The sequence below is a fragment of the uncultured Pseudoalteromonas sp. genome, assembly GCF_963922945.1.
GTDB lineage: Bacteria > Pseudomonadota > Gammaproteobacteria > Enterobacterales > Alteromonadaceae > Pseudoalteromonas.
Map to the genome: position 1 here is coordinate 1 of NZ_CAWUKC010000103.1, position 12,534 is coordinate 12,534.

Sequence of the window (12,534 nt, forward strand, 5' to 3'; positions counted from 1 at the left end):
ACCGCTGACCGCTGACCGCTGACCGCTGACCGCTGACCGCTGACCGCTGACCGCTCATATATACGGATTCTCTCCCATCGCGACCACCACACAGAATATCCGTAAATCCAGCTCCAACTGATGATACTGCGGCTCCATGTGGCAGCACAATTTATAAAAGCTTTTGTTGTGATCTTTTTCTTTAAAATGGGCGAGTTCGTGCACCACTAATGCTTTTAATAAAGGCTCGGGCGCACGCAGTAAATCGCTGTTTATGGCTAAATCGTGTTTACGGGTTTTACCTTGCATGCGGTAAGTGTGGGTACCGAGTGCATTAGTGACCATATCACCTTGTTTTTTAAATGCAGCGCGGCCAAACGGTGGGGCATTTTTTAAATACTGTTTTTTTAAATCAGTGGCGTAGCTGTAAAGCAGTTTATCGGTGGTGATGGTGTGCGCGTGTGGGTATTTTTTAAGTAAGTAGTCACATACCTTGTTATTATTTATAAGGCTTAATACTTGCTCAACAATGTTAGCTGGGTAGCCGGTAAAGTAACGTGCGTATTCACTCATTTTCATTCTCTATTTAAAAAAGCGTTGGCTGGTGGGCTTCTTTTTCGCCACTGAATGGGTTTAATACCGGGTGATTATACCCTAGGTCTTCACAAAACTGCCTAGCAAGTAACGGAGACTCTTGGTTATCGGCAGTATGAAAAAACACGTACGGGGTTTTCCCCTCATCAAGCCATTGTTTTACTTTATTGAGCCAGGGTTTATAAAAGGGTTTATAGTCGTTTTGTAAATCGGCTATTACAAAGCGGGCCATCGGCTGCGAGCCAGTAGCTATTGCATGTACCGGTAAGTGGGGCTTTTTTTGTTGTGCATCTATTAAAGCCTCGGTGGTGGGCTTTACTGCAAAAAGCGCACGGGTATCCATAGCAATACGGTTTATATTATTTGCCATTAATAGCTGATTAAGGGCAATTTCGGCCTCACCTTTTTTAAAAAAATCGCTGTGGCGTACTTCTACGCCGTAATTTAGCTCTTTAGGTAATAAATCAATAAATTGTGTAAGTTTAGGCAAGTCGTTTGGGCCAAATGCTTTGGGTAATTGCAGCATTATTTGCCCTGTTTTTTCAAGTAAGGGGGCAAATAACGTCAACCAATCGGTAAGCTCTGTTTGCACATTAGTAAGCGCCAGCTCGTGGCTGAAACGCCGATGAAACTTAAACGTAAATTTAAAGTCATCGGGTACGCTCTGTGCCCAGCGTAAAACTGTACTTGGTGCTGGATCTGCATAAAAGCTGGTGTTGCCCTCTACTGAATTAAAATGCTGGGCGTATTGGCTGAGCATATCGGCGTTTTTACATTGGCGGGTAAATAAGTTGCCTTTCCAGGCATTGCTCGACCACTGAGGGCATCCAATATATAACATAAAAAGCGTGGTTTAATGACTTGGTGGCGCTAGTGTAACAAATACATGTGGTGCTTGCTGTAAATTCAATCACCGAAGATCAACACGCCCTAGCATCTTGATACTACTTGGGTATAATGCAGGGCTTAATTTGATTATTTTTAGATTGCTAGCGGCTTTATTTGTATTGTGGTGACCAGTTTTTTAAATCACACGCCTTAAAACAAATAAATATAACCGTTTAAGCCTTTTATCTGACAGGAAAACTATGCGCTCTATATATTGCGGACAGCTAAATAAAACTCACGTAGATCAAGAAGTTGAACTATGTGGCTGGATCAACAAACGACGTGACCTTGGTGGACTTATCTTTGTCGATTTACGCGATAGAGAAGGTTTAGTACAAGTGGTATTCGATCCAGAAGTTGAAGGACTAATGGATACTGCTAACAAACTTCGTCAAGAATTTTGTGTGCAGTTAAAAGGGGTTGTTCGTGCACGCCCAGACAGCCAAGTAAATAAAGACATGGCAACAGGCGAAGTAGAAATTTTAGGTACTGAGCTTACTATTATCAACCGCTCTGAACCGCTTCCGCTTGATTTTAATCAAACAAACTCTGAAGAGCGCCGCTTAAAATACCGCTACTTAGATTTACGTCGCCTTGAAATGAGCGACCGTATTAAACTGCGTGCTAGAGCAAGTAGCTTTGTTCGTCGCTTTTTAGATGACAATGGCTTTTTAGACATTGAAACACCGGTACTTACTAAAGCAACACCAGAAGGTGCACGCGATTACTTAGTACCTAGCCGTGTTCATAAAGGTAGCTTTTACGCATTACCACAGTCGCCACAGTTGTTTAAGCAATTGTTGATGATGTCGGGTTTTGACCGTTACTACCAAATTGTTAAATGTTTCCGTGATGAAGATTTACGTGCCGATCGTCAACCTGAATTTACCCAAATAGATTTAGAAACCTCGTTCATGAGCTCTGATCAAGTTCGTGGAATGACTGAAAAGATGATCCGTGAAATGTGGCAATCATTATTAAACGTTGATTTAGGCGATTTCCCAATCATGCCTTACAGCGAGGCAATGAGCCTTTACGGTTCTGATAAGCCAGACTTACGTAACCCAATGAAGCTTGTTGATGTAGCTGATTTAGTAAAAGACGTAGAGTTTAACGTATTTTCAGGCCCAGCTAATGATGAAAAAGGCCGTGTTGCGGTATTAACTGTGCCAGGTGGCGCTAAGCTTTCACGCAAGCAACTTGACGATTACACTAAGTTTATTAGCATTTACGGCGCTAAAGGTATGGCGTGGATGAAAGTAAACGACCGTGATGCAGGCGCTGAAGGTGTTCAATCTCCAGTGGCTAAGTTTTTAAACGAAGAGGTAATTACCCAGTTACTTGAGCGTACTAACGCACAAACGGGCGATATTATTTTATTCGGTGCCGATAAACGCAACGTTGTAAACGAAGCAATGGGCGCGCTTCGCTTGAAGATTGGTGTTGATTTAGAAATCACTAACCTTGATAGCTGGGCACCACTTTGGGTTGTTGATTTCCCAATGTTTGAAGAAGATGACGAAGGCACGCTACATGCAGTGCATCATCCATTTACAGCACCAAAAGGTATTAGCGCAGCAGAGCTTGAAGCAAATCCAGCAGCGGCTATTTCAGATGCCTACGATATGGTATTAAACGGCTATGAAGTAGGTGGTGGTTCGGTACGTATTCATAATGCTGATATGCAAGAAGCCGCATTTAGAATTTTAGGTATTGAAGCGCAAGAGCAACAAGACAAATTTGGTTTCTTACTTGATGCTCTTAAATACGGCACACCACCACATGCAGGTCTTGCGTTTGGTCTTGACCGTTTAGTTATGCTTTTATGTGGTACCGATAACATTCGTGACGTTATTGCGTTCCCTAAAACTACACAAGCATCGTGTTTATTAACCGATGCGCCTAGTAAAGCGAACAGTGACTCGTTAACTGAGCTTGCAATCAGTGTGGTAGAAAAAGCAATTCCTAGCGAAGAGTAACACCGCGCGTAACAAATGCGCTTGGCTAGATTTACAAACCCTTAGGAGTATACCTAGGGGTTTTTTTATGGTTAAATTTAAAGCAATTCATACCACTCATGTTAAGTTACTAGTTTATTAATACGCTAAAATCGTTAAATATTTAAGTTGATTGGTATCACATATTATTCAAAAGAGAGGGAGTTCTTATGTCGTTTAATCTCACATTATTTGGTGAATTTTTAGCTTTTTTTATTTTGTTTTGCATTCCAATTTTTGCGCTGATTAGCTATAAAATAGGTAAACACAAAAGCACCATGCCGGGCGTTTTAGCTTTTGTGGGCGGATGCTTAGCGATATTTCCGCTCTTTGGCTTAATTTTTATCGCCTTACTAGCGCTTAAACAAGATTTGCCAAAAAACAGCCCTTATGCCCATTAAACAACCCTAAATACGGACACGTAGTTACAGTGCCAATTTCTAATAATAGCTATTATTGCGATCAGCAATTTAGTGCCTTACAGCTAGCAAAACACACACTCGAAAACACAGAGTTTGAAGCATGTACGTTTATAAATTGCGACGTATCTCAGGGGCAATTTAAAACGTGCCGATTTATAGAGTGCAGCTTTGAGCATTGCAATTTATCAAGCATTGAATGGGGATTCAGCTCGCTTGAAAATGCAAGCTTTAGCCATTGTAAGTTAAACAGCGTGCAATGGAGCAATGCTGATTGGGGAGCGCTAAGTATAAATGCGCCGGTGAGCTTTAATAGCTGTGAGCTTAGTAACAGCTCTTTTTTTGAATTAACTTTAAAATCACTAAAATTAATTCACTGTTTTGCAAAGAATGTTGATTTTAGACACGCTAACCTAGCGAAAAGTAAATTTGCGGGGAGTAATTTTCGCGATAGTGAGTTTTTTCAAACTACGTTAACTGACTGTGATTTTGTAGGGGCTACAGAATTTAATATAGATTTAAACAGTAATGCGTTAGCGGGAGCTAAGTTTGAGCGTTTTGAAGCCCTTAATTTACTTACAAGCCTTAATATTGAGCTTTGCGATTAATATGTGAGGAGCGTTTAGAAGCTGCATATTGCAAGCCTCTAAACAATGAATAACCTTCAATAAGATTAAACAGTGGCCTGTAGCTTGGTATTAACAGCTAGGGCCATTTTTGTTACGTGCGCTTGCTAATGTGCGAGCAATTTTAAGCAGGGCAGGGGTAATGTCATCAGCGCCGTCTTTGATCAATTTGGTTACATCACCCGATGAATATAAGCTATCGCGCGGCGACTTAATACCAAGCTCGCGAACAAAGTCTTTTGTTTTACCTGTGCTGCCCGTTTCAATGAATTTAAAAATAATACGCTCGTTGTTACTTTTTGGCTCGGCCTGTAACACGGCGATTTCTTCTTTATAGGCTTCTATTCGACTTTGCAAAATGTCGATACGTTGTTCAATAGTGCTGTATGATTTCATGGGGTACTTTTCTAAATTAACTAAAAATAATACCTGTATTATCGCATACATTAGCAATGGCGCGCGCTAACCTTTATAGTAAAAGTTATTTTTATTTAAAAACAATAATTTATACAAGTTAAAACATGCATAAAATAATAAAAAAGTTACTAACATTAAGCGCATTTAGCCTAAGTGCGAGTTTAATGTCACCATTAAGCGTTGCTGATGACGATGTAATAGTGGATCAAAGCCGCAATCGCACCATCCCTATAAATATCACATACCCCAATGAGCGTAATCAATGCAGCGTACACGCAAAGTGCCCTGTAGCATTTGTAAATGCAGGCTATGGCATTAGCCACACTAACTACTCATTTGCCAGTAAGCTATTTAATGCACAGGGTTATTTAAGCATTGCAGTTGCACATGAGCTAAAAACCGACCCTGCGCTTAATCGCATACAGCCTTACTTAACTACTCGCATGGAAAACTGGCATCGCGGTGTGGTAACGCTTAAGTTTTTAGTTAATGAGTTATCGAGTAAATACCCAGCGTATGATTTTACTAAACTCACTTTATTTGGGCACTCAAACGGCGGCGATATATCCGCTTTATACGCTGCAATCTATCCAAATGAAGTAAGCCAAATAATTACCCTCGATCACCGCCGTATGTTAACCCCACGTAATAAAAGCATACGCGTGCTTACACTGCGTGGTAGTGATTACTCAGCTGATGCTAACGTGCTATTAAACGATACAGAGCTTAAAGCGTTTCCGGTTAGCCAAGTAACGATAGAAAAATCGCGCCATAACGATATGTACGACGGCGGCCCAGCATGGCTGGTGGAGAGAATAAGTAACGAGATGCAGGCTTTTATAAACTAATAAACCTGTAGATTTTTGCTTTATTGAATAGCGCAGCCACAGCTGCGCTTTTTTTGTTTTAGTTACTCAACTAGTTCACTGACTACAATTGGGCTGTTATGCAGGGTTTTATGCACTGGGCATTTGTCGGCTATTTCTAGCAGGCGTTGGCGTTGTGCTTCGGTTAAATCGCCGCGTAGGGTAATTTTACGGGTAATGGCTTCAAGGTTTTGCGTGCATTCGCCGTTGTCGCAATCTTGGTAGTAGTCGCGGGTGTGTTCAAGTTCTACTTTTACATGATCAAGCGGCAGCTTTTTTAAGGTTGCATACATACGCAGTGTCATTGAGGTACACGCGCCAAGGCCTGCGAGTATATGGTCGTACGGATCGGGGCCTAAATTACTGCCACCTACCTTTAAGGGCTCATCTGCAAGCCATGTATGATCTTTAGTACTTACGTGCTGAGTAAATATATGGTCTTTTTCTTCAACCAGTACTTTGCCGTTTTCTAATTTTGCGCTGTAGTTACTTTGCTCATACTTAACGTAGCGGTTTGCCCAATTAGCAATGAGCGTGGCTGCGTACTCGGCATCGTCTTTATTGCTTAACAGGTGGTCGGCGTTATCGAGGCTGATAAAGCTTTTAGGGTGCTTGGCTGATGCGTAAATTTTCTCGGCTTCTGAAATATTAACCGTGGTATCAACAGGGGAGTGCATAACTAAAAGCGCGCGTTTTAATTTTCCTATGTGGCTACGGTCGTACTTTGCTATATCCTCTACAAACTGTTTTTTTATGGTAAATTCGCGCCCAGCTAAGCTCACTTTTGCCTCGCCTGCAGCGTTAATTTCATCTAAGTGGGCTTCAAAGTTATGTGCAACATGTTTTGCATCTGAAGGGGCGCCAATGGTTGTAATAGCCGATACTTCAGGAATATGCTCTGCAGCAGCCAGTACGGCAGCGCCGCCTAAGCTGTGGCCAATTAACAATTGTGGTGCGTCAAAGTGTGTGCGCAAGTGATCGGCTGCGGCAATTAAATCTTGAATATTGGATGAAAAGTTACTATTTGCAAAGTCACCGTCGCTATTACCAAGACCGGTAAAATCAAAGCGCAGTACGGCTATACCTTGTTGGGTAAGGGCGCGGCTTATTCGTGTGGCGGCAGCAATATCTTTACCACAGGTAAAGCAGTGTGCAAATAAAGCATAAAACTTTACATCACCTGCTGGGCGCTCAAGCTGGCCTGCCAGTTCTAAATCGCCGCTTTTAAAAGATACTTTTTGTCGCATAGAAGAGCCTTAGTTTTTCATGAAAATACATTACAATAATAGATATGATATAAGCACTAATGAGTGCAATTTCAATGTTTTTTATGACTTGATCTCGATCAAGTAAGGTGTTCACTAATTCACCTTGCGGACATTTGTCCTTATGTTTTTAGGGTGGTTTGTCTATCCTCGCACAGCGCTATAATTAAGGCTTTGCTACTTTATTTTGGCATATTAGCTATATTTAAAGCGGCACTGTTCTTACAACCTATTCACTGGAACGTACAATGCAATTACCTACTGTTGATTATAAAGCCCCCGATGCGGCTGCTCAATTTGTTGAATCGTTAAGAAACACCGGTTTTGGTGTATTAAAAAACCACCCAATCCCGCAATCTTTGGTTGAGTCTATTTATGAAAAATGGCAAGACTTTTTTAATTCAGAGCAAAAGCACGACTTTTTATTTTCTAAAGAAACACAAGACGGTTATTTCCCGCCTTCTGTCTCTGAGGTAGCTAAAGGCTTTACAGTTAAAGACATTAAAGAATACTTTCATGTTTACCCTAAAGGTCGCGTGCCTGCAGAGCTTGAAGCTGACGTACGTGAGTACTACCGCTTAGCTAACGAATTTGCAGCAACGCTTTTAAGCTGGGTTCAAGCAGAGGCGCCAGCCGATGTACGTGCCAAGTTTTCTATTGATTTAAAAGACATGATTGCTGATTCTGAGCAAACATTGCTACGTATTTTGCATTACCCACCAATGACGGGTGACGAAGAGCCAGGTGCAATTCGCGCTGCAGCACATGGTGACATTAACTTATTAACTGTATTACCGGCATCGAACGAGCCTGGTTTACAAGTTCAAAAAACCGATGGTGGCTGGTTAGACGTACCGTGTGACTTTGGTAGCTTAATTATTAATATTGGTGACATGTTACAAGAAGCGTCGGGCGGTTACTTCCCATCGACTATTCACCGTGTAATTAACCCAACGGGTAAAGCGTCGACTAAGTCGCGTATTTCTTTACCGCTGTTTTTACACCCACGTCCTGATGTTGTGCTTTCTGAGCGTTACACGGCAGACAGCTACCTACAAGAGCGTCTACGCGAGCTAGGTGTTAAATAACGTTATATTTATTGAGTTAAATATAAACCAAAAGCGGCTTTTAGCCGCTTTTGTTGTTTTTAAGTAAGGTTATACCAATGTGCAATAATGTTTAATCATTTTAGGGGCTGATATTGTCGCTATCTGTGCTTAAAAAATTTCAATTACAATTACATGGATGCAGAGCAATTGTCGAGAACAACTAATTTTTTGGGTAAGTTTGCTTCATTATCAAAACTGACTCAGCAATTATTTGCTCAAGTATAGCTAAATCGATATTGTCTAATTTGGTCACGTACAAACAGCTTTTACCTAGGCTATGTTTACCAAGTTTAGTTAATAAAGCCGCTATTTTAGGATGCTCAAACCCGGGCATAATATAAATAGAAAGCTTAGTTTTGCGCGGTGAAAACCCCGTTATTGGCCATTCTCCTGTGCGGCCGGAGTCGTACTTATAGCTGTATTGGTCAAACCCTATAATATCTTTACCCCATACAACAGGCTCTGCCTTTGTTACTTTTTCAAACACAGAGAGTAAGGTATGTGTGTCTTCAATACGCTTTGAATCTATACTTTCGAGGCATTGCTTAAGCGTTAGTTGGTTTGCTTTAGTTTTTAATGTCATCGCATTGATTTGTATTGTTATTAGCTACTCTAAGGTTAGCACTTAATTTGCTAAGTGAATATTTCCATGCATTTCTAAGTTAGTTGCGTATAATGCGCCCTTGGCCGGTTTGGCCTTTATTTTATTGAGAGATTTTATGAGTTTTGATGGTTTAGGTTTATCACAGTCTTTAGTTAACGCGGTTTTAGAAAAGGGCTATGAAACGCCAACGCCTATTCAGGCTCAAGCAATTCCTGCAATTATTGAACGTCGCGATGTGATGGCGGCTGCACAAACAGGCACAGGTAAAACCGCAGGCTTTACGTTACCGCTAATTGAGCTGTTATCTAAAGGCGGTAAAGCAAAAAGTAACCATGTACGCGCGCTTATTTTAGCACCTACGCGTGAGCTGGCTTTGCAGGTCAGCGAGAACGTTGAACAGTACGCTAAGCATTCAGATGTAAGTTCGTTTGTAGTGTACGGCGGCGTAAAAATAAACCCACAAATGCAGCGCCTTCGTAAAGGGGTTGATATTTTAGTGGCAACGCCTGGGCGCTTAATTGATTTACATAATCAAAACGCGGTGAAGTTTGATAATGTTGAAGTGCTGGTACTTGATGAAGCTGACCGCATGCTTGATATGGGCTTTATTCACGACATTAAACGCCTTATTGCTAAAATGCCACCTAAGCGTCAAAACTTAATGTTTTCGGCAACGTTTTCAGATGATATACGTGCATTAGCAAAAGGGTTAATTAACGACCCTGTTGAAATATCAGTTGCGGCAAAAAACACCACGGCTAAAAGCGTATCGCAAAGCGTTTACGCGGTTGATAAATCGCGCAAAACCGCTTTATTAAGTCACTTAATTCGCAGTAACGATTGGCAACAAGTTTTAGTGTTTAGCCGTACCAAACATGGTGCAAACCGTTTAGTTAAACAGCTTGAGCGCGATGACATTGCAGGTGCCGCTATTCATGGTAATAAATCACAAGGTGCCCGTGTTAAAGCATTAGATGGCTTTAAAAGTGGTGAAGTACGTGTACTAGTCGCGACCGATATTGTGGCACGTGGCCTTGATATTGCTGAGCTGCCGCATGTTGTAAACTACGACTTACCAAACGTATACGAAGACTACGTACACCGTATTGGCCGTACAGGCCGTGCGGGTGCATCGGGCCATGCTATTTCGTTTGTAACAGCCGACGATGCCGCCGACTTGTACGGCATTGAACGCTTTATAGGTGAGCTTATCCCTCGCGCTGAGGAAGCCGGTTTTGAACCCACTAACCCAGTACCAGAGCGAGCATTAGATGCGCGTCCTATTAAACCTAAAAAGCCTAAAAAGGCCAAGCAGCCGTTTAACAAACCAAAGTCTGATAAGCCTAATAGCAAAAAGCCTAACAATGCTGGTAACGGTACTGGCCCTCGTCGTGGTGGGTCTAAAAAGCCAGCTGCTAAAACGGATGATAATGCACAAAACCCGTGGGCAAAACGCCAATCGGTTGGTGGTAATGGTCAGCGCCGTCGTCGCCCAAATAACGATTAATCATTATTAATGATTGTATTGGCATTTAATTAAGCGCCAATGAAAAAACGCGCTACTTTTTAATAGAAGTAGCGCGTTTTTTATTATCTGTTATTTATACTTTATGTATGCTCTACCTAATTAAATAATTAATACCTAAACCCACAAATAAAGTAACACTTACGCTGAGTAAGGTGCCTAGCATTACGTACTCAGTGAGCTTTTTATCTTTACTGGCACTTAAATCACCAAACCTAAATACCGACTTTGCAGCGAGCAAAAAGCCAACTCCAGCAAATTGATCTAGTAAAATAAAGCTTAGCATTAATACGCGCTCTAACATGCCAATGCTTTGCCCAGCCAGTGGTAAGCTGCCATCGCTTGAAAAGTTAGCGGTGAGCTTCTCTAGCATCATTCTTATAAATACCGCAGTGGGACTTAATATAATTAAATATCCGCATACAATCCAAAGCGCTTTAGGGTTTGTGGCTAGTGCGCCTATGTACGCGATTAAACTTTGGTTATCAGTTATATAAATACACAGTGCAATTATTACGGCTATATGCGCTATTTGGTCGAGTAAAAAAGGGACAACCCCTTTATTTGAATACGACTTAGCAATATCTATTAGGTAGTGGCTCAGCATAATTGCAGCCGTTGAAAGTACCACAGTAGATAGTTGCTGCCAGCCATAGTTATACTCCCAAAGTGCTAAAATTGCGGCGCTAACCATGCCGTGTACTAATACATGAAGGTAGAGCTTTTTAGCTTTAAAGTGGTGGGCGTTTCTGTCGTTTACCCAGCTCATTGGTTGTAAGAAAAAGTCACTGACTAGGTGGCCTATAATTAATGCCACTAATAATAACGAAAACCCCATTACTCACTTCCTTTTGCAATCGTTGTTATGATTTGCTTAGCGTGTACTATAAAGCGCTCTATTAGCTGATAATTTGCTAGGTTTAGCAACTTAGTGACATTTTCGCGACTGGTGTTAAGCTCTTTTGCTAAAGCGGCGTGGCTGTTATCACTATGAGTTAAATACACATAAAGCGCATTGGCTTGTTTTTGCGTTATTTTACTTAGCAAGGTATCAACAAAAGCCAGGTTAAGGCTAAAGCCTTCGTTTAGACTATGGTTTGCTATTTGTAAGGTAAAGCGTTGGTTGGCTATTTTATCAAGGCCTTGCCCAGAGAGCACAAAGGCAGAGCCTGTGGCTGTTTTAATATCACTGCGCGGGTTATCTACCTCACCTAGAGCCATACTTTGGCGTAGGTCGTAACCTGCCGACTTTAAATGCAAATAAATGATAATAGCGGTTTTTATTAATTGCTCGCTTTGGTTTATTTGGAGCTGAAAAGCATCGCCTCGGTATATGTTCCAACGTGATGTTTTATCACAAATTGCACGCAAGCTTTGCTCAAGTTGATAAAGCATGGCATCGTATTGTTGCTTAGGTATTTTTTGCGATTTAATTATATCGCCGCTGATCACACCAATCATAAAAATCCAAAAGGTAACTAAAAATAGTTACATAGCATCAGGTAACCAAATTTGGTTACATTTAATAAAGTAACCAATTTAGGTTACTTAAAGCAAAATTGCAAGGCTCACTCATTGTGGCACTTTCATTTAGGTGGCTCAGCAGTAAGCAAAAAGGGAACACATGACTTTACAAAATGATCAGCAAATTAGTAAGCCCCGCGTTGGTATTTTTGTTGATGTACAAAATATTTATTACACGTGCCGTGAGAGCTACCGTAAAAACTTTGATTACAATGCATTTTGGGCACATATGAGCCAACAATACACAATTGATTGTGCGTTTGCGTATGCCATTCATCGCGGTGATGAAAAACAAAATCAGTTTCAAAATATTTTGCGCGCTATTGGCTTTGAGGTAAAACTTAAGCCGTTTATTCAGCGCCGAGACGGCAGTGCAAAAGGCGATTGGGATGTAGGCATAACGATAGATATGCTAGAGCAAGGTAAAAATCTCGATAAAGTTATTTTACTCTCTGGTGATGGTGACTTTGCTTTATTATTAGGGCATTTAAAACACCAATATCATGTACCATGCGATGTATATGGCGCGGATAAGTTAACTGCCGAAGTACTTAAGCAAAGTGCTGAGCAGTTTCATTTAATTGATGATAGTTTACTACTTTAAAGCGCAAATAAGCGTGGCTAAGTGTTTGCAACATGAGAGTTTTTAATACTGAGCTTATATAGCTAGGGCGTGTTGATCTTTGCGGATTGAAATTTGTTCAATCTAGGGGCGATCAAA

14 protein-coding genes are annotated in these 12,534 nt (G+C 41.1%); 7 read left to right on the plus strand and 7 right to left on the minus strand.

Going from position 1 to position 12,534, the window contains the following annotated elements; genetic code table 11:
• Positions 1–54: 54 nt before the first annotated feature.
• Together AABI99_RS16205 and AABI99_RS16210 are read right to left on the minus strand one after the other, a co-directional pair.
• Positions 55–552, minus strand: a complete 498-nt coding sequence (locus AABI99_RS16205; protein WP_338367120.1) for a YgjP-like metallopeptidase domain-containing protein — start codon at positions 550–552, stop codon at positions 55–57.
• 13 nt (positions 553–565) lie between these two features.
• Complete coding sequence (locus AABI99_RS16210; RefSeq protein ID WP_338367121.1) at positions 566–1,414, minus strand: DUF72 domain-containing protein; 849 nt, start codon at positions 1,412–1,414, stop codon at positions 566–568.
• Between the two features lie 247 nt (positions 1,415–1,661).
• Here AABI99_RS16210 and aspS point away from each other — a divergent pair, with 247 nt between their 5' ends.
• The 3 genes from aspS to AABI99_RS16225 all read left to right on the plus strand — a co-directional run bounded on the left by aspS (position 1,662) and on the right by AABI99_RS16225 (position 4,485).
• On the plus strand, positions 1,662–3,440 hold the full coding sequence (aspS, locus tag AABI99_RS16215; protein ID WP_338367122.1) for an aspartate--tRNA ligase: 1,779 nt from the start codon (positions 1,662–1,664) through the stop codon (positions 3,438–3,440).
• Positions 3,441–3,628: 188 nt separating this feature from the next.
• The gene (locus tag AABI99_RS16220) at positions 3,629–3,859 is read left to right on the plus strand and encodes a hypothetical protein (protein ID WP_338367123.1); all 231 of its coding nucleotides are present in this window, start codon (positions 3,629–3,631) and stop codon (positions 3,857–3,859) included.
• 29 nt (positions 3,860–3,888) lie between these two features.
• Positions 3,889–4,485: a pentapeptide repeat-containing protein gene (locus AABI99_RS16225; protein ID WP_338367124.1), complete on the plus strand. Its 597-nt coding sequence runs from the start codon at positions 3,889–3,891 to the stop codon at positions 4,483–4,485.
• A gap of 90 nt (positions 4,486–4,575) precedes the next feature.
• Here AABI99_RS16225 and AABI99_RS16230 read toward each other — a convergent pair whose 3' ends face one another.
• Positions 4,576–4,899: a hypothetical protein gene (locus AABI99_RS16230; RefSeq protein ID WP_338367125.1), complete on the minus strand. Its 324-nt coding sequence runs from the start codon at positions 4,897–4,899 to the stop codon at positions 4,576–4,578.
• Between the two features lie 125 nt (positions 4,900–5,024).
• On the opposite strand from AABI99_RS16230, the gene AABI99_RS16235 reads away from it, so the two are divergent.
• Positions 5,025–5,768: an alpha/beta hydrolase gene (locus AABI99_RS16235; protein ID WP_338367126.1), complete on the plus strand. Its 744-nt coding sequence runs from the start codon at positions 5,025–5,027 to the stop codon at positions 5,766–5,768.
• A 62-nt stretch (positions 5,769–5,830) separates the two neighbouring features.
• On the opposite strand, the gene AABI99_RS16240 is transcribed toward AABI99_RS16235, so the two are convergent.
• Positions 5,831–7,033: a bifunctional alpha/beta hydrolase/OsmC family protein gene (locus AABI99_RS16240; RefSeq protein WP_338367127.1), complete on the minus strand. Its 1,203-nt coding sequence runs from the start codon at positions 7,031–7,033 to the stop codon at positions 5,831–5,833.
• A gap of 266 nt (positions 7,034–7,299) precedes the next feature.
• On the opposite strand from AABI99_RS16240, the gene AABI99_RS16245 reads away from it, so the two are divergent.
• Positions 7,300–8,139 (plus strand): 2OG-Fe(II) oxygenase family protein, encoded by an 840-nt coding sequence (locus tag AABI99_RS16245; protein WP_055013875.1) that lies wholly within the window; start codon positions 7,300–7,302, stop codon positions 8,137–8,139.
• A 181-nt stretch (positions 8,140–8,320) separates the two neighbouring features.
• Here the strand turns inward: AABI99_RS16245 and AABI99_RS16250 are convergent, their stop codons facing one another.
• Complete coding sequence (locus tag AABI99_RS16250) at positions 8,321–8,743, minus strand: DUF1801 domain-containing protein (protein ID WP_338367128.1); 423 nt, start codon at positions 8,741–8,743, stop codon at positions 8,321–8,323.
• A 136-nt stretch (positions 8,744–8,879) separates the two neighbouring features.
• On the opposite strand from AABI99_RS16250, the gene AABI99_RS16255 reads away from it, so the two are divergent.
• The gene (locus AABI99_RS16255; RefSeq protein WP_338367129.1) at positions 8,880–10,271 is read left to right on the plus strand and encodes a DEAD/DEAH box helicase; all 1,392 of its coding nucleotides are present in this window, start codon (positions 8,880–8,882) and stop codon (positions 10,269–10,271) included.
• 112 nt (positions 10,272–10,383) lie between these two features.
• Here the strand turns inward: AABI99_RS16255 and AABI99_RS16260 are convergent, their stop codons facing one another.
• Positions 10,384–11,127 (minus strand): DUF3307 domain-containing protein, encoded by a 744-nt coding sequence (locus AABI99_RS16260; protein ID WP_338367130.1) that lies wholly within the window; start codon positions 11,125–11,127, stop codon positions 10,384–10,386.
• Positions 11,127–11,750, minus strand: coding sequence for a hypothetical protein (locus AABI99_RS16265; RefSeq protein WP_338367131.1), 624 nt, complete (start codon positions 11,748–11,750; stop codon positions 11,127–11,129). The genes AABI99_RS16260 and AABI99_RS16265 overlap by 1 nt, the downstream gene beginning before the upstream one ends.
• Before the next feature lie 163 nt (positions 11,751–11,913).
• Here AABI99_RS16265 and AABI99_RS16270 point away from each other — a divergent pair, with 163 nt between their 5' ends.
• Positions 11,914–12,417, plus strand: a complete 504-nt coding sequence (locus AABI99_RS16270; protein WP_338367132.1) for an NYN domain-containing protein — start codon at positions 11,914–11,916, stop codon at positions 12,415–12,417.
• Positions 12,418–12,534 lie beyond the last annotated feature (117 nt).

Bases quoted from the DNA above. Each gene is read 5' to 3' on its own strand.
- AABI99_RS16240 (WP_338367127.1), bottom strand. From the start codon at position 7,033: ATGCGACAAAAAGTATCTTTTAAAAGCGGCGATTTAGAACTGGCAGGC.
- AABI99_RS16250 (WP_338367128.1), bottom strand. From the start codon at position 8,743: ATGACATTAAAAACTAAAGCAAACCAACTAACGCTTAAGCAATGCCTC.
- AABI99_RS16245 (WP_055013875.1), top strand. From the start codon at position 7,300: ATGCAATTACCTACTGTTGATTATAAAGCCCCCGATGCGGCTGCTCAA.
- AABI99_RS16205 (WP_338367120.1), bottom strand. From the start codon at position 552: ATGAGTGAATACGCACGTTACTTTACCGGCTACCCAGCTAACATTGTT.
- AABI99_RS16235 (WP_338367126.1), top strand. From the start codon at position 5,025: ATGCATAAAATAATAAAAAAGTTACTAACATTAAGCGCATTTAGCCTA.
- AABI99_RS16270 (WP_338367132.1), top strand. From the start codon at position 11,914: ATGACTTTACAAAATGATCAGCAAATTAGTAAGCCCCGCGTTGGTATT.
- AABI99_RS16260 (WP_338367130.1), bottom strand. From the start codon at position 11,127: ATGGGGTTTTCGTTATTATTAGTGGCATTAATTATAGGCCACCTAGTC.
- AABI99_RS16255 (WP_338367129.1), top strand. From the start codon at position 8,880: ATGAGTTTTGATGGTTTAGGTTTATCACAGTCTTTAGTTAACGCGGTT.
- AABI99_RS16230 (WP_338367125.1), bottom strand. From the start codon at position 4,899: ATGAAATCATACAGCACTATTGAACAACGTATCGACATTTTGCAAAGT.
- AABI99_RS16210 (WP_338367121.1), bottom strand. From the start codon at position 1,414: ATGTTATATATTGGATGCCCTCAGTGGTCGAGCAATGCCTGGAAAGGC.
- AABI99_RS16265 (WP_338367131.1), bottom strand. From the start codon at position 11,750: ATGATTGGTGTGATCAGCGGCGATATAATTAAATCGCAAAAAATACCT.
- AABI99_RS16220 (WP_338367123.1), top strand. From the start codon at position 3,629: ATGTCGTTTAATCTCACATTATTTGGTGAATTTTTAGCTTTTTTTATT.
- aspS (WP_338367122.1), top strand. From the start codon at position 1,662: ATGCGCTCTATATATTGCGGACAGCTAAATAAAACTCACGTAGATCAA.